The organism is Arsenicicoccus sp. UBA6765, from assembly GCF_002453335.1.
Taxonomy (GTDB): Bacteria; Actinomycetota; Actinomycetes; order Actinomycetales; family Dermatophilaceae; genus Arsenicicoccus; species Arsenicicoccus bolidensis.
The window spans coordinates 1-24,096 of sequence record NZ_DKGR01000018.1 but is presented as its reverse complement, the minus strand read 5'-3'; the positions used below and the strand labels follow the sequence as shown (position 1 = coordinate 24,096).

General features: G+C 72.4%; 17 protein-coding genes and 1 pseudogene. 15 read left to right on the top strand and 3 right to left on the bottom strand.

From position 1 onward, the window contains the following. Nucleotides 1-70 precede the first annotated feature (70 nt). Nucleotides 71-2,656, top strand: a complete 2,586-nt coding sequence (locus B4K29_RS04545) for a glycogen/starch/alpha-glucan phosphorylase (RefSeq protein WP_286958973.1) — start codon at nucleotides 71-73, stop codon at nucleotides 2,654-2,656. A gap of 718 nt (nucleotides 2,657-3,374) precedes the next feature. On the opposite strand, the gene B4K29_RS04540 is transcribed toward B4K29_RS04545, so the two are convergent. Both B4K29_RS04540 and glgX read right to left on the bottom strand, forming a co-directional pair. Next, a complete protein-coding gene (locus B4K29_RS04540) occupies nucleotides 3,375-5,018 on the bottom strand; it encodes a phosphodiester glycosidase family protein (protein WP_286961615.1) in 1,644 nt (547 codons plus the stop codon). A 109-nt stretch (nucleotides 5,019-5,127) separates the two neighbouring features. Beyond that, nucleotides 5,128-7,275, bottom strand: coding sequence for a glycogen debranching protein GlgX (glgX, locus tag B4K29_RS04535; protein ID WP_286966493.1), 2,148 nt, complete (start codon nucleotides 7,273-7,275; stop codon nucleotides 5,128-5,130). A 93-nt stretch (nucleotides 7,276-7,368) separates the two neighbouring features. On the opposite strand from glgX, the gene B4K29_RS04530 reads away from it, so the two are divergent. From B4K29_RS04530 to B4K29_RS04480, 11 genes and pseudogenes are all read left to right on the top strand, one after another. Next, complete coding sequence (locus B4K29_RS04530) at nucleotides 7,369-7,866, top strand: T3SS (YopN, CesT) and YbjN peptide-binding chaperone 1 (protein ID WP_029212255.1); 498 nt, start codon at nucleotides 7,369-7,371, stop codon at nucleotides 7,864-7,866. 242 nt (nucleotides 7,867-8,108) lie between these two features. Then, nucleotides 8,109-8,894, top strand: coding sequence for an electron transfer flavoprotein subunit beta/FixA family protein (locus B4K29_RS04525; RefSeq protein WP_019285604.1), 786 nt, complete (start codon nucleotides 8,109-8,111; stop codon nucleotides 8,892-8,894). Nucleotides 8,895-8,925: 31 nt separating this feature from the next. Further along, nucleotides 8,926-9,876: an electron transfer flavoprotein subunit alpha/FixB family protein gene (locus tag B4K29_RS04520; RefSeq protein ID WP_019285603.1), complete on the top strand. Its 951-nt coding sequence runs from the start codon at nucleotides 8,926-8,928 to the stop codon at nucleotides 9,874-9,876. A gap of 155 nt (nucleotides 9,877-10,031) precedes the next feature. After that, nucleotides 10,032-10,529, top strand: a complete 498-nt coding sequence (locus tag B4K29_RS04515; RefSeq protein WP_019285602.1) for a hypothetical protein — start codon at nucleotides 10,032-10,034, stop codon at nucleotides 10,527-10,529. Next, nucleotides 10,529-11,755: a glutathionylspermidine synthase family protein gene (locus B4K29_RS04510; RefSeq protein ID WP_286966490.1), complete on the top strand. Its 1,227-nt coding sequence runs from the start codon at nucleotides 10,529-10,531 to the stop codon at nucleotides 11,753-11,755. The genes B4K29_RS04515 and B4K29_RS04510 overlap by 1 nt, the downstream gene beginning before the upstream one ends. Next, nucleotides 11,752-12,177, top strand: coding sequence for a DUF350 domain-containing protein (locus B4K29_RS04505; RefSeq protein WP_286966489.1), 426 nt, complete (start codon nucleotides 11,752-11,754; stop codon nucleotides 12,175-12,177). The genes B4K29_RS04510 and B4K29_RS04505 overlap by 4 nt, the downstream gene beginning before the upstream one ends. A 4-nt stretch (nucleotides 12,178-12,181) precedes the next feature. Beyond that, nucleotides 12,182-13,267 carry a Gfo/Idh/MocA family protein gene (locus tag B4K29_RS04500; RefSeq protein ID WP_286966488.1) on the top strand — a complete coding sequence of 362 codons (1,086 nt, stop codon included), beginning with the start codon at nucleotides 12,182-12,184 and terminating at the stop codon, nucleotides 13,265-13,267. Between the two features lie 10 nt (nucleotides 13,268-13,277). After that, nucleotides 13,278-14,600: a cysteine desulfurase family protein gene (locus B4K29_RS04495; protein WP_286966486.1), complete on the top strand. Its 1,323-nt coding sequence runs from the start codon at nucleotides 13,278-13,280 to the stop codon at nucleotides 14,598-14,600. Beyond that, nucleotides 14,600-15,685: pseudogene (gene mnmA, locus B4K29_RS04490) on the top strand (tRNA 2-thiouridine(34) synthase MnmA); the annotation flags it as partial. The gene B4K29_RS04495 and the pseudogene mnmA, both read left to right, overlap by 1 nt. Nucleotides 15,686-16,047: 362 nt before the next feature. Beyond that, nucleotides 16,048-17,034 carry a methionine synthase gene (locus B4K29_RS04485; protein WP_286966485.1) on the top strand — a complete coding sequence of 329 codons (987 nt, stop codon included), beginning with the start codon at nucleotides 16,048-16,050 and terminating at the stop codon, nucleotides 17,032-17,034. Then, nucleotides 17,031-17,999 (top strand): DMT family transporter, encoded by a 969-nt coding sequence (locus B4K29_RS04480; RefSeq protein ID WP_286966484.1) that lies wholly within the window; start codon nucleotides 17,031-17,033, stop codon nucleotides 17,997-17,999. The genes B4K29_RS04485 and B4K29_RS04480 overlap by 4 nt, the downstream gene beginning before the upstream one ends. A 54-nt stretch (nucleotides 18,000-18,053) precedes the next feature. Here B4K29_RS04480 and B4K29_RS04475 read toward each other — a convergent pair whose 3' ends face one another. Then, nucleotides 18,054-18,386: a TfoX/Sxy family protein gene (locus B4K29_RS04475; RefSeq protein WP_019285595.1), complete on the bottom strand. Its 333-nt coding sequence runs from the start codon at nucleotides 18,384-18,386 to the stop codon at nucleotides 18,054-18,056. Nucleotides 18,387-18,451: 65 nt separating this feature from the next. Here B4K29_RS04475 and ligA point away from each other — a divergent pair, with 65 nt between their 5' ends. The 3 genes from ligA (at nucleotide 18,452) to putP (ending at nucleotide 24,028) form a co-directional block, all read left to right on the top strand. Continuing rightward, nucleotides 18,452-20,632 carry an NAD-dependent DNA ligase LigA gene (ligA, locus tag B4K29_RS04470; RefSeq protein ID WP_286966483.1) on the top strand — a complete coding sequence of 727 codons (2,181 nt, stop codon included), beginning with the start codon at nucleotides 18,452-18,454 and terminating at the stop codon, nucleotides 20,630-20,632. Nucleotides 20,633-20,899: 267 nt separating this feature from the next. Beyond that, nucleotides 20,900-22,402 carry an HNH endonuclease signature motif containing protein gene (locus tag B4K29_RS04465; RefSeq protein WP_286966482.1) on the top strand — a complete coding sequence of 501 codons (1,503 nt, stop codon included), beginning with the start codon at nucleotides 20,900-20,902 and terminating at the stop codon, nucleotides 22,400-22,402. Nucleotides 22,403-22,528: 126 nt separating this feature from the next. After that, nucleotides 22,529-24,028 (top strand): sodium/proline symporter PutP, encoded by a 1,500-nt coding sequence (putP, locus tag B4K29_RS04460; protein ID WP_286966481.1) that lies wholly within the window; start codon nucleotides 22,529-22,531, stop codon nucleotides 24,026-24,028. The last annotated feature ends 68 nt before the right edge of the window (nucleotides 24,029-24,096 follow it).

The window sequence follows — 24,096 nt, the reverse complement described above, 5'->3', positions numbered from 1 at the left end:
CGCCCCAGGCCGCGCTGCAGCGGACCGTCGGATTCTTCGTGTCCGGGTGAACCACGACACCGGAGGCGACATGACGCAGGACGCGACCCCGCTGGACCCCAGCTCGAGCTGGCTGGCGGACGAGAGGCCCCTGCCCTACGACACCACGACGACCGGACCGTCGCTCGAGCCGAGCAACCCGCTGGCCACCGCGCCGGTCGCCCGGCCCCCGCGCACGGTCGACGGGTTCGCCCGGGAGTACCTGCGCGAGCTGAACTTCGGCGAGGGCGTGGCCCTGTCGCGAGCGTCCCAGAACGACCAGTACCTCGCCCTGGCGCGCACGATCCGGCACTACCTCATGGCGGACTGGCTGGAGACGGCCCGGCGTCGCCGCGAGCACCCGACCAAGATGGTCGGCTACCTGTCGGCGGAGTACCTCCTCGGCCGGCAGATGGGCAACGCCCTGCTCGCGACCGACCTCGGCGCGATCGCCGACCAGGCGCTCAAGACCCTCGGCCTGGACCTGCGGACGCTGCGCGCCCAGGAGGTCGAGCCCGGCCTCGGCAACGGCGGCTTGGGGCGCCTCGCCGCCTGCTTCGTCGACTCCCTGGCCACGATGGACGTCCCGTGTATCGGCTACGGCATCCGCTACGAGTACGGCATCTTCCGGCAGACCTTCGAGGGCGGCCGGCAGGTCGAGGTCCCCGACTCGTGGCTCTCGCTCGGCGGACCGTGGGAGTTCCCGCACCCGGACCGCGCGGTGACCGTGGGCTTCGGCGGCAGCACCGAGACCTACGTCGAGGACGCGGGGGACGGCTCCGGCCGCCAGGTCCAGCGCAACCGCTGGGTGCCGGCCTGGAACGTCCTCGGCGTGCCCTACCACTACATGGTCCCGGGCTACCAGAACGGCGTGGTCAACACCCTGCGCCTGTGGAGCGCCCGCGCCACGCAGGCCTTCGACCTGCAGATCTTCAACTCCGGCGACTACGCGGCAGCCGTGCGCGCCCAGACCTTCGCCGAGAACATCTCCAAGGTGCTCTACCCCGAGGACTCCACCCCGCAGGGCCGCGAGCTGCGCCTGCAGCAGCAGTACTTCTTCGTCGCCTGCTCGCTCAAGGACTTCATCGACCGCACGCTGGAGAAGGACTTCGACCTCCACCGCCTGCACGAGCGGATCATCTTCCAGCTCAACGACACCCACCCGGTCATCGCGATCCCCGAGATGATGCGCCTGCTGATGGACGAGCACGGCATGGAGTGGGACGAGGCATGGGCCGTCACGCAGAAGTGCTTCGCGTACACCTGCCACACGCTGCTACCGGAGGCCCTCGAGGTCTGGCCCGTCGAGCTCGTCGGCCGTCTCCTGCCGCGCCACCTCGAGATCATCTACCGCATCAACGAGGAGTTCCTCGAGACGGTCCGCGAGGCCTTCCCGGGCGACGAGCTGCGGGTGCGTCGTATGTCGATCATCCAGGACCACCCCGAGCGCGCCGTCCGCATGGCCAACCTCGCCACGGTGGCCGGGGTCAAGGTCAACGGCGTGGCCGAGCTGCACTCGCAGCTGCTGCGCGACAAGGTCCTGCCGGACTTCTCCGAGATGTGGCCCGACAAGTTCACCAACGTCACCAACGGCGTGACCCCGCGCCGCTTCATCCGCCTCGCCAACCCCACGCTGTCGCAGCTGATCACCGACACCATCGGCGTCGGCTGGGAGACCAAGCTGGAGCGGCTGGAGAGCCTCGAGCCGTACGCCGAGGACGAGGAGTTCCGCGAGCGCTTCGCCGCGGCCAAGCAGGCCAACAAGAAGCGCCTGCGCGAGCTGCTGGCGGTGCGCGACGGCATCGAGCTGCCCGAGCACGGCATGGTCGACGTGATGGTCAAGCGTCTGCACGAGTACAAGCGCCAGACGCTCAAGCTCCTGCACATCGTCTCGCTCTACGAGCAGATCATCTCGGGGCAGATCGACAAGGACTCGGTCGTGCCGCGCACGTTCGTGTTCGGCGCCAAGGCGGCCCCCGGCTACCACATGGCCAAGGAGATCATCTACCTCATCAACTCGGTCGCCGCGACGATCAACGCGGACGAGCGCGTCAAGGGTGTGCTGACGGTGGCCTTCCCGGCCAACTACAACGTCACGCTCGCCAACAAGCTCATCCCGGCCGCCGACCTGTCCGAGCAGATCTCGCTCGCCGGCAAGGAGGCGTCGGGCACGGGCAACATGAAGTTCGCCCTCAACGGCGCGCTCACCATCGGCACGGACGACGGCGCCAACGTCGAGATCCGCAAGCTCGTGGGTGACGACAACTTCTTCCTGTTCGGCATGGACGAGCCGCAGGTCGCGGCGCTGCAGGCCAAGGGCTACGTGCCCAGCGCGGTCTACGAGGCCAACCCGCAGCTGAAGCGGGCCATCGACCTGGTCGCGTCGGGGCACTTCACCGGCGGCGACCGTGGCCTGGCCGCAACCGTCGTCGACGACCTGCTCTACAACGACCGGTTCATGACGCTGGCGGACTTCCAGTCCTACATCGACGTGCAGGGCGAGGTCGACGAGGCCTACCGCGACCAGGAGCGCTGGACGCGCTCGGCGATCCTCAACGTCGCCCGCAGCGGCTTCTTCTCCTCCGACCGGTCGATGAAGGACTACCTGCGGCGCATCTGGATGCCCACGCACGACTGACCGCCCGCGTCACCCCACCGCACCCCGAAGATCGTCAGTGTTTGGTCCACCTTTCTTGGACCGAACACTCACGATCCCAGTGGGGTGTGGGTGGGATCCAGGCAGCTGCCGTATGACGGGCCAACGGCCTCTCGCCGTCCTCCGCACGCCGGCTCGACTCCGCCTGACGCGGCTGCGGCTGCGCGTTCCCGCCTACGTGGCTCCGGCCAGCTCCCGGGGCGTGCTGCAGCGCGCCGCCGTGACCAGTCGGCGCCACCGTGACCAGCCGGTGCCACCGTGACCAGCCAGCGCCACGGTCCTAAGTCTTGGCTGCCGGTCGCCGTCTTGAGCTGCAGCCCCAGACGGGGATCGGCCGCCCAGACGGGAGACGGTCATAGAGACGGGGGACAGTGCTGAGTGCTGTCCGGTGGTGGGTTCCTGCCTACGTGGCTCCGGCCAGCTCCGGTGGCGTGCTGCAGCGCGCCACCGTGACCAGGCGCCGCCGCCGTGCCCAGTCGGCGCCGCCGGCTGCGCTGCCGGCCTGCGTCTGGATCACCGTCCTGCGTCTGGGCCACTGTCCTAAGTCTTGGCTGCCGGCCGCCGTCTTGAGCTGCAGCCCCAGACGGGGATCGGCCACCTAGACGGGGGACGGCCACCTTGACGGGGATCGGCTACCTAGACGGGGGACGGCCACCCAGACGGGGTCGGCTACCCAGACGGGGGAGAGGCGATGGTGGGGTCAGCGGACGACGATCGCGTCCCCGACCGGCCGCTCGCCCGTCGCGTCGGACGGGTGGGTCACCAGCCGGCCCCGCACGACCATCGCCGTCGACCCGCCGCCGTCCAGGTTGATCGCGTCGACCATCCCCAGGTCCTTGGCCACCTGGGCCGCCTCGGGGATCGACAGCCCGAGCTCGCCGAGCTGGCGGCCGTCGACCGTCACCAGCATCGTGCGTCCGGCGCGGTCCACGCCGGCGAAGGTGCGGGGGTTGCGCTGCAGCACCCACCCGTAGTCGAAGCTGGGGTTGTCGGGCTGGTGCATCCCGTCGCGCTTCTGCGTGACGTGCAGCGCTCCGTCGCGGACGAGCTCGGGTCCGCCGTTGACCACGGTCGTTCCCTTGCGGTCGAGGCGGCGGCCGTCGTCGGTCAGAGCCTGCTCGACCCCTGCCCGGTCACCGACGCGCAGCCGCGCCAGGGCAGCGGCCGTCTGTCCGGTGGCCTGCACCGAGGTCTGCCCCCGCCCGAGGACCGTCCCCCGAGACGTGTGCACGGCGATGACGCGGCCGCGGTGGAGCACGACCTCGGCGCCCGGGCCCGACGGGGTGCGGGCCCCGAACTCACGGGTGTACGCCACGGCCTCGGCCGAGTCGCGGCAGGTGACGTCGTGCAGCGGCAGGGCCGTGGGCAGATCGGTCAGGTCTCCGCCGCAGTTGCGGATGAGGCCGATCACGCGGTTGATCCCGTCGAGCCGCACGCGACCCTGGGCGTGGACGAGCTCGCCCGTCCAGACCGGATTGACCACGCGGGTGTGCCGCGCCTTGGGGTCCAGAGCGAGCGCGGGCCGTCCGGCGACGGTCTCGGACAGCAGCCGTCCGTCATACACGGCCGCTCCGGCGGGGTCGCCCTCGGCGCCGGCGGTCGGGTCCATGACGAAGAAGCCGGCGTTGATGGCCGCCGTGGCGCGCGTGAACCCGGCCAGCGCGCTGGTCTTCTCGCGGCGCTCCAGGTCGGGGCCGTAGGTCGCGCCGAGCCGACCGCGGAAGGTGCGGGGGTCGATGGTGATCACGTTGACGGTCCACGGGCCCTTGGCCGCGACGTCGCCGTCCCAGCCGGAGTACCACGATCGGGACGCGAACCCGGCCGCCTTGAGACGGGCCACGAGCGCGTCGGCCGCCGCCTTGTCCGCCGTGCGCTCGACGAGCCGCAGGCGGTAGCCGAGGACCCCGGCCGGCACGTCGGCGGCCGCGGGACGACGGACCTCCTCCACGACGGCGGGGAAACCGGCGCCGGCCAGCCGGGCCCGCTGCGCGTCGGCGGCGGCCCGGTCCTGGATGGACCGGGTCGGGGTGTCGGGGTCGTTGCTGCTCCCGAGGGCGGGCATGTTGACCTCCACCACCCAGCGGAGGGCGGGGTCGGCGGTGCCGCGCGTGACGACGGTGCGGGTGACGCCTCGCTGGACCGGGGTCGTGACCCGGGACTCCGGCAACCCCGGCGCGCCGAGGTGCAGAGCGGTCGGGGAGCCCGGTCGTGGGTGGCGGTGCTCGGGGACGGAGGTCGCGGGGACGGAGGTCGCGGACGCGGGGACGGCCGTGGCGGCGGCGACGAGCGCGGCCGGGACGGCGACGGCGGCGAGGACGACCGCGGGGCGGCGGGTGCGAGTCATGCAGGGAGGCTAGGGGCGTGGGGCGTCCGCCGTATGACGGGGCAACGGTCTCTCGCGGTCCTGCGCATGGCCCGCCGGTGAACGCCTCCGCCCCTCCGTCCGGAGGGGATCAGCGGATGGCGCGGAAGATCTGCATCGACGGCCCCGACGTGACGCGTTCCTGGCCCGGGACGAGCCGCTCGCCCGCGGCGTCCGGCCGCTCCCACGCGCTGTCCCACATCAGGCGGTAGGCCTTGACCGCGTCGGCGTGGGGGAGCGTGACCGTGATGTCGTGCGCCGACCCGTGGAAGCACAGCAGGAAGGACTCGTCCTCGACGCAGTCCCCGTCGATGTAGGTGAGCAGCGTCGCGTTGCCCGGGTCGTCCCAGCGGGCGGCGGTCATCGGCTCCCCGTTGAGCGCGTACCACATGAGGTCCGCCGTGCCGTCCGGGTGGGGCGCCCGCCCGCCGAAGAAGTGCCGCTGCCGTAGCGCGGGGTGCTCGCGCCGCATCCGGGCCAGCCAGCTCGTCGTCTCGACCAGGTCCTCCTGCCACGGCTGCAGCGACCAGTCGACCCACGAGGCGCCGTTGTCCTGGCAGTAGGCGTTGTTGTTGCCGCGCTGGGAGCGGCCGAGCTCGTCGCCCGCGCAGAGCATCGGGACGCCGGCCGCGACGAACAACGTGCCGAGCAGGTTGCGCATCGAGCGGCGCCGCCGCGCCTGGGTCCCGGGGTCGGCGGGCCCCTCGGCGCCGTGGTTCCAGGACCGGTTGTTGTCGGTGCCGTCGCGGTTGTTCTCGCCGTTGGCGCCGTTGTGCTTGACGTCGTATGCCGTGAGGTCGGCCAGCGTGAAGCCGTCGTGCGCCGCGACGAAGTTGACCGAGGCGACGGGGCTGCGGTCGTGGTGGCGGAAGAGGTCCTCCGACCCGACGAGCCGGGTGGCGAGGTGCGAGACGCCGTGGCCGGACTGGCCGTGCGCGCTGCGCGCCTGGTCGACGAGCCAGAAGGTCCGCACGTCGTCGCGGAAGCGGTCGTTCCACTCGGCGAAGGGCGGGGGGAACTGGCCGGTGCGCCAGCCGTTGAAGCCGATGTCCCAGGGCTCGGCGACGAGCTTGGTGCGCGAGAGCACCGGGTCCGAGCGCAGCGCCATGAGGAAGGGGTGGTCGGGGTCGTAGCCGTCGTCCTTGCCCCGCCCGAGCGCCACCGCGAGGTCGAACCGGAAGCCGTCGACGTGGCACTCGGTCACCCAGTAGCGCAGCGAGTCCAGGACCAGGCGCATGGGCACGATGTGGCGCGTGTCGAGCGTGTTGCCGCAGCCGGTGACGTCGACGTCCCGGCCGCGCCCGTCGAGGCGGTAGTAGGTCGCCGCGTCCAGCCCGCGCAGCGACAGCGTGGCCCCGTCGACGCTCTGCTCGCAGGTGTGGTTGTAGACCACGTCGAGGATGACCTCGATGCCCGCGCGGTGCAGGGCCTTGACCATCCCCTTGAACTCGGCGAGCACGCCCTGGGGGTTGGTCGCGGCGGCATACGGCGCGTGCGGGGCGAAGAAGCCGAGCGTGTTGTAGCCCCAGTAGTTGGCCAGGCCGCGCTGCACGAGCTGCGGCTCGGACTCGAAGGCGTGGACGGGCAGCAGCTCCAGGGCCGTGATCCCGATCCGCGTGAGGTGGGCGATGGTGGCGGGGTGCGCGATCCCGGCATACGTCCCGCGCAGGTGTTCGGGGACGCCCGGCAGGCGGGCCGTGAGGCTGCGGACGTGGGCCTCGTAGAGGACGGTCGAGGAGATGGGGTTGCGCGGGTGGGCGTCCCCCTCCCACTCGAACCGGCCGTCGACGACGACGCCGCGGGGGACGAAGGGCGCGCTGTCGCGGGGGTCGATCACGTCGATGTCACCGTGCAGCGAGTCGTCGACCGAGTGGCCGTAGACCTCGGGCCGCCAGGTCACGGCGCCCTCCACGGCGCGGGCGTAGGGGTCGAGCAGCAGCTTGGCGGGGTTGTGCCGGTGGCCCTCCCACGGGCGCCACGGCCCGTGCACCCGGTAGCCGTACCGCTGCCCCGCGCGTACCCCGGGGACGGTGTCGAACCACGTGCCGAAGGCCCTGTGTCGCAAGGGGATCCGTCGCTCCGAGGCGCCCGTCCGGTCCTCGGGGTCGAAGAGGCACAGCTCGACGGCGTCGGCGTGCCCGGCGTGGACCGCGACGTCCGCCACGTCCACCCCCGAGACGGGGTCCACCCGCAGCGTGACGCCGAGGGCAGGGGTGTGGTCGGTCGTGGTCGGGGCCATGGCGCCGAGTGTAGGGCGGGCCGCGCGCCGGACGGCGCGGACGCTCGGGGGGCGAGGATGGCTCGGGCCAGTCCGTGACGTTACGGTGGAGCCATGACGGATCCCACCTCCCTCCCCAACTTCCCGCCGCCTGCCGACGAGCACCCGCTGCGCGGCCAGGTCCTCTCCGCCCTCCACGACGACGGGCTCATGGCGGACCTCGACGCCGACGGCGACGTCGCCTACAAGGTGCAGGGCCAGCAGCTGTTCGTCCGGTGCATCGAGGGCGACGTCACGATCATGCGCGTCTTCGGTCAGTGGCAGATCGGCGAGGACGTACCCGCCGACGAGCTGGCCCAGCTGCGCGCCTGCAACGAGCTGTCCCTGCGCATGAGCGTCGTCAAGGCCGGCCTCGCCGGCGGCACCCTCGTCGTGACCGCCGAGCACGTCATGCTCCCGGGCACCGACGTCAAGGTCCTGCTGCCCATGACGACCTCCGTCGTCCTCGCCGCCGTCCAGACCTGGCACCAGATCGCCACCGGTCAGGTCCAGCTCGACGAGGACGGCGACGGCCAGGGCGACCTCGGCCAGGGCGGGCTCCAGCAGTCCTGAGCCCCTCCGGCCGTATGCCGTCGCGCCCCTGCCCTCCCTCGTGCGGGGAGGGGCGCGCCCGTTCCCCCGAACGTCCGCAGGTGAAGTTACCAGCGGGTAATGTAGAGGGAGGCCCGGGCGTGACGTCCGCCGGTGTGGTGACCACCACTGCGCCGACGCGTCCCGTCAGGGCACAATGCCAACCGTGCGGCGTCGCCGTCCTGGCGCACGCCGCGAGCACCGAGAGAAGAGGACCCGCACGCATGGACATCGTTGTCTGCGTCAAGCACGTGCCGGACGCCCAGGGCGACCGCGGCTTCGACGACACCGACTGGACCACCGACCGCCAGGCCGTCGACGGCCTCATGTCCGAGCTCGACGAGTACCCCGTTGAGGAGGCGCTGCGGATCATCGAGGCGGGCGAGGGCACCCTGACCGTCATCACGATGGGCCCGGACGCCGCCGCCGACGCCGTCAAGAAGGCCCTGCAGATGGGCGCGGACAAGGGCGTCCACGTCAACGACGAGGCGCTGCACGGCAGCGACTCGGTCGCCACCTCCCTCGTCCTCGCCGAGGCCATCAAGAAGGTCGGCCAGCCCGACCTCGTGATGTTCGGGATGGCGTCGACCGACGGCGCCATGAGCGTCGTCCCGGCCATGGTCGCCGAGCGTCTGGGGCTGCCCCAGGTGACGCTGGCGTCCGAGCTCACCGTCGAGGGCTCCTCGGTGACGATCCGCCGCGACGGCGACACCGCCACCGAGCGCATCGAGGCATCCCTGCCCGCCGTCGTCTCGGTCACCGACCAGACCGGCAACGAGCCGCGCTACCCCTCCTTCAAGGGGATCATGGCCGCCAAGAAGAAGCCCGTGGAGACCTGGTCGCTCGCCGACCTCGGCATCGAGCCCGCCCAGGTGGGCCTCGAGGCCGCGTCGACCAAGGTCGAGCAGGCCACGCCGCGCCCACCGCGCGAGCAGGGCACGATCGTCAAGGACGAGGGCGAGGGCGGCACGCAGCTCGCCGAGTTCCTCGCGTCCAAGAAGTTCATCTGAGCCGGCCACGGCGACAAAGGAGTTCACTGACATGGCTGAAGTTCTCGTACTGGTCGACCACACCGACGGCAAGCTCAAGAAGACGTCCGCCGAGCTGCTGACGCTCGCGCGCCGCATCGGCGAGCCGAGCGCCGTCTTCCTCGGCAAGGGCGTCGAGACCGCCCTGCCCGTCCTCGCCAAGTACGGCGCGGAGAAGGTCTACGTCAACGACGACGAGCAGATCGCGCAGTACCTCGTCGGCCCGACGGTCGACGCCTTGGCCGCGGTCGTCGCGCAGGCGTCGCCGGTGGCGGTGCTGATGACCACCGGCACCAACGCCAAGGAGGTCGCGGGTCGCCTCGCGGTCCGCTGCGACGGTGGCGTCCTCACCGACGCGATCGACGTGGAGTCCGGCGGCAACGGCGTCCTCACGACGCAGTCCGTCTTCGCCGGCAACTGGACCGTCCGGGCCACCGGCACCAAGGGCCCGACCTTCGTGACGGTCAAGCCCGGCTCGGTCGCCCCCGAGGCGTCCCAGGGTGCGGCCGCGCAGGAGTCCGTCGCGGCGGAGATCTCCGACGCGTCCAAGGGCGCCCGCATCGTCGACAGCCAGCCCAAGCAGTCGACGGGCCGTCCGGACCTGTCCACCGCGCAGATCGTCGTCTCCGGCGGTCGTGGCACGGGCGGCGACTTCGCCAAGGTCGAGGAGTTCGCCGACTCGATGAAGGCCGCCGTCGGCGCCTCGCGCGCGGCCGTCGACGCCGGGTGGTACCCGCACTCCTCGCAGGTCGGCCAGACCGGCAAGCAGGTGTCGCCGCAGCTCTACGTCGCGTGCGGCATCTCCGGCGCGATCCAGCACCGGGCGGGCATGCAGACGTCCAAGACGATCGTCGCCGTCAACAAGGACGAGGAGGCGCCGATCTTCGAGCTCGTCGACTTCGGCGTCGTGGGCGACCTGTTCAGCGTCCTGCCCCAGGCCACCGAGGCCGTCAAGAAGCGCTGACCTCCCCCAGGTCGATCCGGGGCCGCCGCCACGCGCACGCGTGAAGGCGGCCCCGATCTTCGTCATACGGCCTCTAGGGTGGGAACCGCCCGGCGGGGCCACGACGTCCACCAGAGGACGTCAGCAGCAGTGCAGCGGTGCGGAGGGGGATTCACATGACCACGCGACGGTCCCAGGTCGTGGTGCTTGGGATGACGGCCGTCCTGGCGGGTGCGATCACCGGCTGCTCGTCGGGCACCCGCCCCACGTCGGCCGGGGTCTGCGTCGACCCCGACACCAACACCCGCGTCGAGGACCGCTACTGCGACCAGTGCCTCGACCCACGCACGGGCAAGCCGCTGCGCAAGCCCAACGGCCAGCCCTACACCGAGGCGGAGTGCGAGGCCCAGCACAGGCGGGGTGGCGGCGGGGTCCTGCTGCTCGGCGGCCTTCGCGGCCCGGGCTACTACTACTACAACAACGGTGCGCGGGTCCCGCGGGTTGGGGGCGCCGTCAGCGGCGGCAGCTTCAGCGCACCGTCCAACCACTCCTACGTCCGCGGCGGTGTCGACCGCAACGGCACGACCCTCGACGCGTCGAAGGTCAAGGGCGGCAAGACCACGACCATCTCGCGGGGCGGCTTCGGCGGGTCCGGCAGCAAGGGCAGCAGCTGATGCGGCGCGTCCCCTCGGAGCCGCGGACCGGCTGGCGGGAGACGGTCGAGTCTCAGGGGCTGGTCTATCCCGTCACCGTCCGGCCCGACGGCACCGAGCGCCCCTACTGGTACGAAGAGGCCTACTACGCCCTCACCGCCGCCGAGGTCGACCAGCTCGAGGCCGCCACCGAGCAGCTGCACGGCATGTGCCTCGAGGCCGCCCGCCACCTCGCCACCGGAGCGATGGGCGACCTCGGGCTCCCCGAGGGGTCGCTGCGGCTCGCGCAGGCCTCGCTCGACGCCGCCACCCCGTCCCTCTACGGCCGGTTCGACCTGCGCCACGACGGCGAGGGACCGCCCAAGCTGCTGGAGTACAACGCCGACACCCCCACCGGGCTGCTCGAGTCCGCGGTGATCCAGTGGTTCTGGCTCGAGGACACCCACCCCGACCGCGACCAGTGGAACTCCGTGCACGAGAGGCTGATCGCCGCGTGGCAGGACCTGGCGCCGCGCATCACCCAGCCGGTCTGGTTCGCCCACCACGAGGGCGAGACCACCGGCGAGGAGTGGATGACCGTGACCTACCTGCGCGACACGGCCGAGCAGGCCGGCCTCGCGACGCAGGGCATCACGATGGGGCAGATCGGCTACAACGAGGCGGCCGAGTACTTCGTCGGGCACGAGGCGCAGATGCTCCGCACCTGCTTCAAGCTCTACCCGTGGGAGGACATGCTCCGCGAGCCGTTCGGCCGCTGGGTCGAGCCGCGCCCCAACCCGATGTACGGCACCACGTGGATCGAGCCGCCGTGGAAGGTGCTGCTGTCCAACAAGGCGCTGCTGGCCGCTCTGTGGCACCTCTACCCGGGGCACGAGCTGCTGCTGCCGGCCTACCTCGACGAGCCGCGCGACCTGACCGAGTGGGTCGCCAAGCCGTTGCACGGGCGCGAGGGTGACAACATCCGCATCCACGCCGAGGGGATCGAGCACGAGCAGCCCGGCGGCTACGGCGCCGAGGGCTGGTGCTACCAGCAGTGGTGCCCGCTGCCCGAGCTCGACGGCAACAAGGTCGTGCTCGGCAGCTGGGTCGTCGACGGGCGCGCCGCGGGCGTCGGCATCCGCGAGAGCGACGGCTGGATCACCGACTACGACGCGCGCTTCGTGCCGCACCTGATCGACACCGCACCACCCAGCGAGGCCCAGCGCACGGCATGGGTCGACGACGACCGGAGGGGATCCCGACGATGAGCGACATGCTCGAGTCTCTGCTGTATGCCGCTGTCTACTGCCTGGCCGGGATCGCCCTGCTGGCAGGGGGATTCGTCACGATGGACCTCCTCACGCCGGGGCGGCTCGGCGAGCGCATCTACACCGAGCGGTCGATCAACGCGGCCCTCATCGTGGGTGCGGAGTTCCTCGGGCTCGGGGCGATCGCGTTCACGACGATCTGGACCAACGGCAGCGCCGGCTTCGGCGCGGCGCTGGCCTGGACGCTGGCGTTCGGGATCCTCGGGATCGCCCTGCAGGCCGTGAGCTTCCTGGTGCTCGACGCCATCACGCCGGGGTCGCTGCGCGCGATCGCGGTCGAGCAGGGCCTGCACCCGGGGGCCATCGTCGCCGCGTCCGCGATGCTCGCGGTGAGCGCCATCGTGTGCGCGTCGATAGCCTGACCGCGTGACCGACGACACCACCCGCACCTGGCGGCCCCTGCCCACCGACCGTCCCGTCCGGGTCGCCCTGCTCGGCCACGGCCTCGCCGGCAGCGTCTTCCACGGCCCCCTGCTGGCCGCCGACCCCCGGTATGCCGTCGCCGTCGTCATGACCTCGTCGCCCGAGCGCGCGGAGGCGGCCCGCAGCGCCCATCCCGGTGTCGAGATCGTCCCGGACGCCGACGCCGTGTGGGAGCGGGCCGACGACCTGGACCTCGCGGTCGTGGCCACACCCGGCGAGACCCACGCGCGGTTCGGCATACGGGCTCTCGAGCACGGTCTGGCCTGCGTCCTCGACAAGCCGGCCTGCACGACGGCCGCGGAGGGCGCCGAGCTCCTGGCCACCCAGGCGCGGACCGGGGTGCCGCTCACCGTCTTTCACAACCGCCGGTTCGACGGCGACTTCCTCACGGCCCGGCGGCTGCTGCGCGAGGGGCGGCTCGGTGAGCTCGTGCGGATCGAGTCGTCGTTCGAGGTCTGGAAGCCCACGGTCACCAAGGCGTGGAAGGCCGGCGCCAGCCCCGCCGAGGGCGGCGGCGTGCTCTACGACCTCGGACCGCACCTGATCGACCAGGCCGTCCAGCTCGCCGGTCCGGTCGAGGGCTCGTATGCCGTCCTGCGGGCGCTTCGCGCGGGTGCCCTCTCGGACGACGACGCGGTCGTGGTGCTGCGGCACGAGTCCGGTGTCGTCAGCCACCTCACCGCGAGCACCCAGGCGCGCCGGCCCGGACCGCGGATGCGGGTGCTCGGCACCGAGGGCGCCTGGACCTGCTACGGCCTCGACGGTCAGGAGAAGGCACTCGGGGCGGGTGCCTCGCCGAGCGACGGCGACTTCGGGATCGCCGGGTCCGAGCGGGGGAGCGTGCTCACCACCGACGCCGGCGACGAGGCCGTGCCGCTGGAGCGGGGGGACTACCCGCGCTTCTACGCCGAGCTGGCCGACGCCCTGCAGGGGAGGGGTGAGGTGCCGGTCGACCCGGCCGACGCCGTGGGCGTGGTGGGCCTCATCGCCGACCTGCACCGTCGCCACCCGGTCCGACCGCGCCCGTAGACTCGAGGGCGTGCTGCAGGACTACGCCTATCTCGACCACGCCGCCACGACCGCCGTCCACCCGGAGGTGATCGAGGCCGTCGCGGCCCGTCGCGCCGTGGTCGGCAACCCGTCCAGCCTGCACACCGCCGGCCGTGCGGCCCGCCGCGTCGTCGAGGAGTGCCGCGAGCAGATCGCCGAGGCGGTCGGGGCCCGCCCCTCGGAGGTGGTCTTCACCTCCGGCGGGACCGAGGCCGACAACCTGGCGGTCATCGGCGGCTATCGCGCTCGTCGGGCCGCCGACCCCGCCCGCCGGCGCGTCCTGACCAGCACCGTCGAGCACCCCGCCGTCCTGGACGCCGTGGAGCACCTCGTCACGCACGAGGACGCCGAGGTGACCTGGCTCGAGGTCGACGAGACCGGTCGGGTGCGCCTCGACCAGGCCCGCGCCGCCATCGAGGACGATCCCGGCTCGGTCGCCCTCGTCTCGTTGATGTGGGCCAACAACGAGGTCGGCACGATCCAGCCTGTCGCCGAGGTGGCCTCGATCGCCGCCGCGCACGGCATACCCGTGCACACCGACGCCGTCCAGGCGGTGGGGCACGTGCCGGTGGGCTTCGCGGAGTCGGGCGCCACCCTGCTCTCCCTGACGGCGCACAAGCTCGGCGGACCCGTCGGCACCGGGGCGTTGCTGGTGCGCCGCGACGCCGCCGTGTCGCCGCTCACCCACGGCGGGGGCCAGGAGCGCCAGATCCGGTCGGGCACCCTCGACACCGCGGGCATCGTCGGCCTGGCCACGGCGCTCGAGATCGCCAGCCGGTCGAGGGAGTCCGAGACGGAGCGGCTCGTGGCGCTGCGCGACCGGCTCCTGCACGGGGCGCTCGACCTGGGGCTCGGCATCCGCGTCGGCGGGGACTGGGAGCCGGGCGACGCGAGCCGCCGGCTGCCCGGCAACGCCCACCTGCTCGTCCCCGGCTGCGAGGGCGACTCGTTGCTCTATCTCATGGACGCGGCCGGCGTGCTCTGCTCCACGGGCTCGGCCTGCCACGCCGGCGTGCCGCAGCCCTCGCACGTGCTGCTCGCCATGGGGCTCAGCGAGACCGAGGCGCGAGGAGCCCTGCGCCTCACCCTGGGGCACACCTCGACCGAGGCCGACGTCGAGCGCGCCCTCGCCGCCCTGCCCGGCGCGGTGGAGCGGGCGCGGCGCGCCGGGTCGCTGTCGGGGGAGGGGCCGCGCGAGACCTCTGCGTCTGAGAGGGCCGAGCCTGCCGAGACCGCCGAGACCGCCGCGACCTCGACCGAGACCGCCCAGGCCCCGCGGGTCGACCTGTCCGACGCGGAGGTCGCGAGCTGATGCGCGTCGTCGCCGCCATGAGCGGGGGCGTCGACTCGGCCGTCGCCGCGTCGCGCATGCTCGAGGCCGGGCACGACGTCGTGGGCGTCCACCTCGCGCTGTCCACGTCCGCCGCCACGCTGCGCGAGTCTGCCCGCGGCTGCTGCACGCTCGAGGACGCGGGCGACGCCCGCCGGGTGGCCGACCGGCTCGGGATCCCGTTCTACGTCTGGGACATGGCCGCGCGGTTCAAGGCCGACGTCGTCGACGACTTCGTCCAGGAGTATGCCGCCGGCCGGACCCCCAACCCCTGCCTGCGCTGCAACGAGCGCATCAAGTTCGCGGCGCTGCTCGACAAGGCGCTGGCGCTGGGCTTCGACGGCGTCGCGACGGGGCACTACGCCCAGGTCGTGGAGACCACCGGTGCCGACGGGACGAGGCGGCGCGAGCTGCACCGCGCCGTGGACCAGGCCAAGGACCAGAGCTATGTCCTCGGGGTGCTCGACGCCGACCAGCTCGCGCGGTCGTTCTTCCCCCTCGGCGACTCCACCAAGCCGCAGATCCGCGAGGAGGCGGCGGCCCGTGGCTTCGCCGTGGCCAAGAAGCCCGACTCGCACGACATCTGCTTCATCGCCGACGGCGACACGCGCGGCTGGCTGGCGCAGCGGCTGGGGGAGCAGCCCGGCGAGATCGTCGACGAGACCGGCTCGGTCGTCGGCAGCCACCAGGGCGCCTACGCCTACACGGTCGGGCAGCGCCGCGGCCTGCGCCTCGGCCGGCCCGCCGCGGACGGGGCGCCGCGCTACGTCGTCGACGTGGACGTGCCCCGCAACCAGGTCGTGATCGGTCCCGCCGACCTGCTCGGCATCGACGCGATCCGCGGCGACCACGCCCGCTGGTGCGGCGCGCCGCCCGCCGGCGAGGTCGAGGTGGGGGCCCAGCTGCGGGCGCACGGCGAGGAGCTCCCGGCCCGGGCCTGGGTCGACGGGGACGCCGTGCAGGTCCGGCTGCTCGAGCGCACGCGTGGCGTCGCGCCCGGCCAGTCGGTCGTGCTCTACGACGGCACCCGCGTCGTCGGGTCCGCCACCATCGCCGAGACCTGGCGCGATGGCGGTGCCCGGCATGAGGGTCGCCGGGACCGGGTATGCGGCAGACCTCACCAGCGGACGGCACCGAGCGCCGACCGCACGACCGGCAAGGAGATGACCATGACGGACATCGACCCCCAGGGCACCGAGCTGCGCAACCACGAGCTGGCCGACGAGGACTCGCGCCAGCACACGGAGACGGCGGTCGAGGGCGACGCCGAGGGCCAGCAGGACGCCGAGCGCGTCCACTCCGAGGACCCCGCCGAGGGCTGAGCCGCCGTTCGAGAGGCGACAGACGGGGGTGATCCGCGACGGATGACCCCCGTCTGTCGCCTTCCGACGTGTACGAGCCGGATGCCGGAGCGCGCTACCGTCGAGGTGTGACGAGAGCGACAGGCATGGGTTCGTGGCCGGGCACCGACGTGCGCGAGACGCAGCGCGGGGTGCGGTCGCTGCTCGCCGAGGACGGGTTGCCCTACCTGCCCGAGCTGCCCGACCGCGGGCCCGGGGCCGACATGGTCGGGCGCGCCGCGGCGCTGCTCGTGGACCTGCACGTCGACCTGCAGCCGATGGGCTGGCGGTTCGTCGACCGACCCGGACGCGACGCCGACCGCGCACGCTCGTGGTGGGGGCAGGACCTGGACGAGCTGGCCGAGAGCTTCGACGGCTACCAGGGCGAGCTCAAGGTGCAGGTCGCCGGGCCGTGGACCCTCGCGTCGTCGGTCTGGCTGCACCGGGGCGAGCGCAGCGTCGTCGACCCGGGGGCCGTCCGCGACCTGGCGGGCTCGCTCGCCGAGGGCATCAAGGGTCACGTCGCCGAGGTGGAGCGCCTCGTCCCCGGGGCGCGCGTCGTGCTGCAGCTCGACGAGCCGTCCCTCCCCGGCGTGCTCGCCGGTCGCCTGCCCACCGCCAGCGGCTTCGGTCGGATCCCCGCCGTCGACTCGTATGTCGCCGCCAACCTCGTGGGGGAGGTGCTGCAGGCGGCGGGGGACCGGCATACGGTCGTCCACTGCTGCGCCAAGGGCACGCCCCTCGCCCTGCTGCGCACCATGGGAGCCTCGGCGCTCGCCGTCGACGCCACCGTCCTGGGTCCCAAGGGCTGGGAGTCGCTCGCCACCACCCTCGAGGCGGGCACCGACGTGTGGCTCGGCAGCTATGCCTCGGCGTCGCCGCTGCCCACCGTCGCCGCCGTCCACGACGGACTCGTGCGCCGCTGGCACGAGCTCGGGCTCGCGGCCAGCGACCTCGCGGAGGTCACGATCTCGCCGGCGTGCGGGCTGGTCGGGCTGTCGCCCGCCGACGCCGTCGCCGCGCAGCGCCTGGCGGTTCAGGTGGCCGAGGCGGTCACCGAGACGGCCCTGGGGTGAGCGCCACCCGCGTCTCCTGGCAGGTCAAGTGGATCGGGCTCGTCCTGATCTGGGGCTCGAGCTTCCTGCTCATGAAGGTCGGGCTCGGCGCCCTCGCGCCCCTGCAGATCTCGACGCTGCGCGTGGTGTCCGGCGCGGTCGTCGTCGTGACCCTGCTGCACCTCGGCCGGGGTCGGCTGCCGAGCGAGCGGCGAGCATGGCTGCACCTGCAGGTCGTCGGATTCTTCTTGTGCACGGCGCCGTTCACGTTGTTCGCGCTCGGCGAGACCCGGGTCAGCTCGGCGCTCGCCGGCATCGGCAACGCCGTCACACCCATCGCCACCGTCGTGCTGACCATGCTGTTCGTCCGGGACGAGCACTACTCGCTGCCTCGCCTGGCGGGCGTGGTGCTGGGGTTCGTCGGGGTCGTCGTGATCATGCAGCCGTGGGCGGTGCACGAGCGGCCGGACCTGCTGGGCTTCGCGATGACGCTGGCCGCGGGCACGTGCTACGGCATCGGCTGGACCTGGCACCGGCTGCACCTCAAGCGCTACGACCCGGGCGGGCTGAGCGTGCCGGCCGGCCAGCTCGTCAGCGCCTCGGGCCAGCTCGTGCTGCTGCTCACGGCGTGGTGGGCGCTCGGCGGGTCCGGCCTCTCGGCGCCGTGGTCCGCCCACCTGGTGCGGGCCGAGGGATCGGTGACCGGGTCGCTGCTGGCCGTGCTCGTGCTCGGCATGGTGGGGACGGGGTGGGCGTTCACCGCGCAGTTCGACGTGGTGCGGGCCGCCGGGGCGACGGTGGGGACCTCGGTCACCTATCTCATCCCGGTCGTGTCGGTGCTCCTCGGCGTGCTCGTGCTGGACGAGCACGTGACGGCCTGGACGCTGGTGGGTTTCGCGTTCGTGCTGGCGGGGGCCGTGCTCATCGGCCTCGGCAACCGCTGGGCGACGTCGCACGCAGCCCGGCGCGCTGCGCGAATCCACTGACCCCGTTCGGCAACCACGTGGCATCGTCCCCAAGGCGTCATCACTCGCCGGAGGTCACTTGGCAGGGAGGGAGCGCGCGAAGTCCAGCCCCACCTCGAGCCAGGCGCGCAGCCCCTCGTGCGTCGCCAGCGTGCGCTCGTCGACGACCAGCCAGTTCTGCATCTCCCGGCCCTTCATCACCATCCGGCTCGCCCCGTCCTCGGCCACCAGCCGGTCCGCCTCCTCCGGGTCGCAGCGCAGCATCAGCCCGCCGGCGCTGACGGCGGCCACGGCCATGTTGCCCGACGCGAGGAAGGCCAGCCCGCCGAACATTTTCTTCTCCGTCACGTCCAGGTCGTCCTGCACGTACGCCCGGATGCGGGCGGCCAGGTTCTCGTCATACGCCATGCCCACGATGATGGCGCACGCGGTCGCTCAGGGGGTCTGTCCGACCCGTCTGGCACGATGCACGTATGGCGAGGAGCACGTCCCCGGCTCGCGGGGTCACCGACGACGAGGCCGACATCCCGACGACCGAGACCGAGGTGGCCGACGCCTCGGTCGAGGCCCGCCACGAGTGGACCGACGTGGCGCAGCGGGTGGTCGAGGCGCAGGAGGCCTACTACGGCCGGGACGCGCCGACGCTGTCGGACGCGGACTACGACCAGCTGATGCGCCGCCTGCAGGAGCTCGAGGAGGAGTTCCCCGACCTGCGCACGCCCGACAGCCCGACCCAGCGCGTCGGGACCTTCCACCAGGCCACCGACTTCGCTCCGGTGGAGCACCGCGAGCGGATGCTCAGCCTGGACAACGTGTTCTCCGCCGACGAGCTGGCCGAGTGGCTGGCCCGGGTCGAGCGCGATCTCGAGGGGGCGCCGCACTACCTGTGCGAGCTCAAGATCGACGGGCTCGCCATCAACCTGCTCTACGAGGGCGGCCGGCTGGCGACGGCCGCCACGCGCGGCGACGGGCGCGTGGGGGAGGACGTGACCCCCAACGTCCGCACGATCGAGGGCATCCCGCACCGGATCACCGGCGACGACGTGCCGGACCTGCTCGAGGTGCGCGGCGAGATCTTCTTCCCCATCGAGGCCTTCGGCGACCTCAACGCGAGCCTGGTCGAGCAGGGCAAGGCGCCCTTCGCCAACCCGCGCAACGCGGCGGCAGGGTCGTTGCGGCAGAAGGACTCTCGCATCACCGCGACCAGGCCCCTGCACATGCTGGTCCACGGCGTCGGCGCCCGGACGGGCTTCGCCATCACGCGCCAGAGCCAGGCCTACGAGCTGCTGACGGCCTGGGGCTTCCCGACGTCCTCGCACTACCGCGTGCTCGCGAGCCCGCAGGAGGTGCTGGACTTCGTCGCCTACTACGGCGAGCACCGGCACGACGTCGAGCACGAGATCGACGGCATCGTCATCAAGGTCGACGAGATCTCCCTCCAGGGCCGGCTGGGGACGACCTCGCGGGCGCCCCGCTGGGCGATCGCCTACAAGTACCCGCCCGAGGAGGTCAACACCACGCTGCTGGACATCCGGGTCAACGTCGGCCGCACCGGGAGGGTCACGCCCTACGGCGTGATGGAGCCGGTCAAGGTCGCCGGCTCGACCGTCGAGATGGCCACGCTGCACAACGCCTTCGAGGTGGTGCGCAAGGGCGTGCTCATCGGCGACACCGTGGTGCTGCGCAAGGCCGGTGACGTGATCCCCGAGATCCTCGGCCCGGTCGTCGACCTGCGCGACGGCACCGAGCGGGAGTTCGTGATGCCGACGCACTGCCCGGCGTGCGGCACCGAGCTCGCCTACGAGAAGGAGGGCGACAAGGACATCCGCTGCCCCAACGCCCGCTCCTGCCCGAGCCAGCTGCGCGAGCGGGTCTTCGGCCTGGCATCGCGCGGCGGGTTCGACATCGAGGCGCTCGGCTGGGAGGGCGCGATCGCGCTCCTGGACTCCGGCGTGATCGCCGACGAGTCCACGTTGTTCGACCTGAGCGCCGAGGACGTGGCCCGGGTGCCGCTCTACACGCGGGCCGCCACCAAGAAGGAGCTGGCCGACCCGGACTCCGTGCCCGAGCCGGGGATCGTGGACGGGCACGTCCTGTCCGCCAACGGCCGCAAGCTCGTCGACAACCTCGACAAGGCCAAGGAGCAGCCCCTGTGGCGCGTCCTCGTGGCGCTGTCGATCCGTCACGTCGGGCCGACCGCGGCGCGGGCGCTCGCCACGCACTTCGCCTCGATGGACGCCATCCGCGCCGCGTCGGTCGAGGAGCTGGCAGACGTCGAGGGGGTCGGCGGCGTCATCGCCGAGTCGGTCGTGCAGTGGTTTGACGTCGACTGGCACCGCGAGATCGTCGAGCGCTGGGCGGCCTCCGGGGTGCGTATGGCGGACGAGCGGGACGCCTCGATCGAGCGCACGCTCGAGGGTCTCACCGTGGTCGTCACGGGCTCGCTCGAGAGCTTCACGCGCGACTCGGCCAAGGAGGCGATCATCGCCCGCGGCGGCAAGGCGGCCGGCTCGGTCTCCAAGAAGACCGACTTCGTCGTCATCGGCGACAACGCCGGCGCCAAGGCCGCCAAGGCCGAGGAGCTCGGTCGCCCGATCCTGGACGAGGCCGGCTTCGTGCGCCTGCTCGAGGGCGGCCCGGACGCCGTCTCCTGACGCGCCTGCACGGCCGTTCCCGCCGGGCCACTCGCGCCCGTCACAGATCTTCGGGTTCTATCCCGAAGATCTGCTTCTATTGCGAAGGCGCGGCGGAGGCGAATGGCAGAGCTGCCAGGGGTGCGTCGGGTGGCTTGGCGCCGGGTCGAGAGACTGTGCGCGGGTACTCCTGGCGACTGGTGGTGACGGTCGGTGAGGGCCTCGGCGGATGGGTGTTTCCGCTGGTCAAGGGTGGTTTCCGGTCATATTTTTCGCTATCATGTTCGTATGACGAGAGCGCCGCTCCGCGAGGCTCACCAGCCCGACGCGGGTCCGGCACGCCGCCACCTGACCCCCCTGTCCGAGGCCGCGACCGGGACGCTGTCGGCGGTTGGGGTGGACGCGGTCGTGGACCGGTTGGTGGTGCTGGACGAGACCCTCACCGACGTGCAGCGGACCGCGTTGCTGGCGTCCCTGCAGCGGTTGGAGCGGGCGGCGCAGGCCGCGCAGCTGCGGGTGATGCTGGCCCTGGACGAGGACCGCCACGACCAGCGCGAGGCATCTGGGCGCGCGTCGGACCGGGGTTCCTGCGCGCCGGGGGTCGCGGCGCAGGTCGGGGCCGCGTTGGGGTGCTCGGCGTCGGCGGCGGGGTTCCGGCTGGGGTTGGCGCGGGTCGCCGACCGGGAGCTGCCCCGCCTGGCGGGTCTGCACCGGCGGGGGCTGGTCTCGCTCGATCACGTGCGGGCGGTCGCGGCGGCCACGATCGGAGTCGGGCGTGATGACCGGCTCACCGTGGACGAGGAGGTCGCCCCGCGCGCGGCGGGGTGGACCGTGCGGGAGCTGGAGGCCCGGGCCCGGGCGATCGCCTACGAGCTGGACCCGGCCGCGGCGACCGCGGCCCACGACCGTGCCGTGGCGGACCGGCACGTGTCGGGTCGCCCGGTCGCGGGCGCGATGATGCGCTTGTCGGCGTTGCTGCCGTTGGTGGAGGGCGTGGCGTGCCTGGCGTCGTTGGGTCGGGGTGCGCAGGCCGCGAAGGCGGCCGGGGACGCGCGCAGCGTGTCGCAGCTGCGCGCGGACCTGCTGGTGCAGCGGATCACCGGGGAAGCGCCCGGGTGCATGCCGGTCGAGGTCGGGGTCGTGATGAGTGACCTGACCGCGTTCGGGACCGGGGACACCGCGGCGTGGCTTCCCGGCTACGGCCCGGTCCCCGCCCCCGTCGCGCGCCGGCTGCTGCGCGGTCAGGACGAACGCCACCACGGCAGCCACCCCGACGGTGACACCGGGCCGGGGTACGTGCCTGGTGAGGGGGTCGACGGAGACGACCCGGCCGTGCTGGCGCGGGCGGCGGACGTGTTCCTGCGCCGCTTGTACACCCACCCCGACACCGGGCAGCTGGTCGCCCTGGACGCGCGAGGTCGCACCTTCGACGGCGCGTTGCGTCGGTTGATCGTGTGGCGCGACGGGACCTGCCGCGCCCCGGGCTGCGACTCGCCCATCCGTCACGTCGACCACGTCCAGGCGTGGCGGGACGGCGGGCCCACCAGCGCGAGCAACGGCACCGGGGTGTGCGAGGCCCACAACTACGCCCACGAAGCGGCCGGCCACACCGCACACGGCCTCCAGCACCGGCCAGACGACACCGGCTGGGACCCGCCACCAGCGATCACCTACCGCTACCCCGACGGCAGTCAGCACACCACCACGGCCCCACCCCTGATCCCCTCCATCTGGGGACCCGTCGGCAGCCACCCGCGCCGAGAGTGCCGGGAGCGCCGGGAGCACGACTGAGGTCAGCGTCACGATCCGGCCACGTCGCCTGTGCGGCGTCCGAGTCGTCACCCGATCGGCGGCATACTCATGCGCAACGGCGTCTGCCACCAGCGGGCGCCCTGAGGGTGAACGGATGTCACGACCATGAGTGACCAGACCTGGCAGATCATCTCGATGGTGATCTACCTGATCGGCATGATCTACATCGGCTACTGGGCCTACCGGCGCACCGTCGGTCTGGGGGACTACATGCTCGGCGGCCGTGGCCTCGGCCCCGCCGTGACCGCCCTGTCCGCCGGTGCCGCCGACATGTCGGGCTGGCTGCTCATGGGTCTGCCCGGCGCGATCTACGCCACCGGGCTGATCGAGGCCTGGATCGCCGTCGGCCTGACCGTGGGCGCCTGGCTCAACTGGAAGTTCGTGGCCCCCCGGCTGCGGGCCTACACCAAGGTGGCCAGCGACTCGATCACCATCCCGAGCTTCCTCGAGAACCGCCTGCGCGACAAGTCCCGGATGCTCCGGATCGTCTCCGGCGTCATCATCCTGGTCTTCTTCACCTTCTACGTCTCGTCCGGCATGGTCGCGAGCGGCGTCTTCATGAAGCAGTCCTTCGGCATGGAGTACCACGTCGGCATGCTGTTCATCACGGCCGTGACCGTGGCCTACACCCTGTTCGGCGGCTTCCTCGCGGTGAGCTACACCGACTTCGTGCAGGGCCTGATGATGTTCTGCGCGCTCATCGCCGTCCCGATCATCGGCCTGTTCGCCGTGGGCGGCCCGGCGGAGGCGGCGCGCTCGATCCGGGCGGTCAACCCCGACGCGCTGTCCATGGTCACCGGCGCGACCACGGTCGGCGTCGTCAGCTCGCTGGCCTGGGGCCTCGGCTACTTCGGTCAGCCGCACATCATCGTGCGGTTCATGGCCATCCGCTCGGTCGAGGAGACCAAGCAGGGTCGGCGCATCGGCGTGGGCTGGATGATGCTGTCCTGCCTCGGCGCCATCGCCACCGCCCTCGTCGGCGTGGCCTACTTCCAGCAGAACCCCGCCCTCAAGATCTCCAACCCCGAGACCGTCTACATCGCCATGGGCCAGATCCTGTTCCACCCCATCATCGCCGGGTTCATGCTCGCCGCCGTGCTCGCCGCGATCATGAGCACCGTCTCCTCCCAGCTGCTCGTCACGTCGTCGGCGCTGGTGGAGGACCTCTACAAGGTGATCGGGCGCCGCGAGGGGTCGGACGCGTCATACGTGCTGCTCGGCCGCCTGGGTGTCCTCACCATCTCGCTCATCGCCGCCGCCCTGGCGTGGTCGACCACGTCGCCGATCCTCAAGCTCGTGGCGTTCGCGTGGGCGGGCTTCGGCGCGGCGTTCGGCCCGACGGTCCTGCTCGCGCTGTTCTGGCGCAAGCTCACGGCCAAGGGTGCACTCGCCGGCATGGTGGTCGGGGCCCTGCTCGTGTGGCTGTGGGCCGCCAGGAGCGGGGGGATCTTCGACTACTACGAGATCCTGCCGGGCTTCATCGGCAACCTCCTCGTCGCCGTCGTGGTCAGCCTGCTGACCCACCACCACGACGAGGAGATCCGCGTCGAGTTCGACGAGACGGTGCGTCAGGTCCGCCGCGAGGAGGCGGCGGCGGAGGGCTGACCCCACCCGCCCGTCCCCCAAGAACGTGAGGGTTTGGTCCAAGAAGGTTGGATGTCGTGTCTCGGTAC

What these genes read in the sequence shown, in the direction of transcription:
- putP (WP_286966481.1), top strand. Translation starts at nt 22,529, where the DNA reads ATGAGTGACCAGACCTGGCAGATCATCTCGATGGTGATCTACCTGATC.
- B4K29_RS04530 (WP_029212255.1), top strand. Translation starts at nt 7,369, where the DNA reads ATGACGGATCCCACCTCCCTCCCCAACTTCCCGCCGCCTGCCGACGAG.
- B4K29_RS04510 (WP_286966490.1), top strand. Translation starts at nt 10,529, where the DNA reads ATGCGGCGCGTCCCCTCGGAGCCGCGGACCGGCTGGCGGGAGACGGTC.
- B4K29_RS04515 (WP_019285602.1), top strand. Translation starts at nt 10,032, where the DNA reads ATGACCACGCGACGGTCCCAGGTCGTGGTGCTTGGGATGACGGCCGTC.
- B4K29_RS04525 (WP_019285604.1), top strand. Translation starts at nt 8,109, where the DNA reads ATGGACATCGTTGTCTGCGTCAAGCACGTGCCGGACGCCCAGGGCGAC.
- B4K29_RS04540 (WP_286961615.1), bottom strand. Translation starts at nt 5,018, where the DNA reads ATGACTCGCACCCGCCGCCCCGCGGTCGTCCTCGCCGCCGTCGCCGTC.
- B4K29_RS04475 (WP_019285595.1), bottom strand. Translation starts at nt 18,386, where the DNA reads ATGGCGTATGACGAGAACCTGGCCGCCCGCATCCGGGCGTACGTGCAG.
- B4K29_RS04520 (WP_019285603.1), top strand. Translation starts at nt 8,926, where the DNA reads ATGGCTGAAGTTCTCGTACTGGTCGACCACACCGACGGCAAGCTCAAG.
- ligA (WP_286966483.1), top strand. Translation starts at nt 18,452, where the DNA reads ATGGCGAGGAGCACGTCCCCGGCTCGCGGGGTCACCGACGACGAGGCC.
- glgX (WP_286966493.1), bottom strand. Translation starts at nt 7,275, where the DNA reads ATGGCCCCGACCACGACCGACCACACCCCTGCCCTCGGCGTCACGCTG.
- B4K29_RS04465 (WP_286966482.1), top strand. Translation starts at nt 20,900, where the DNA reads ATGACGAGAGCGCCGCTCCGCGAGGCTCACCAGCCCGACGCGGGTCCG.
- B4K29_RS04505 (WP_286966489.1), top strand. Translation starts at nt 11,752, where the DNA reads ATGAGCGACATGCTCGAGTCTCTGCTGTATGCCGCTGTCTACTGCCTG.
- B4K29_RS04545 (WP_286958973.1), top strand. Translation starts at nt 71, where the DNA reads ATGACGCAGGACGCGACCCCGCTGGACCCCAGCTCGAGCTGGCTGGCG.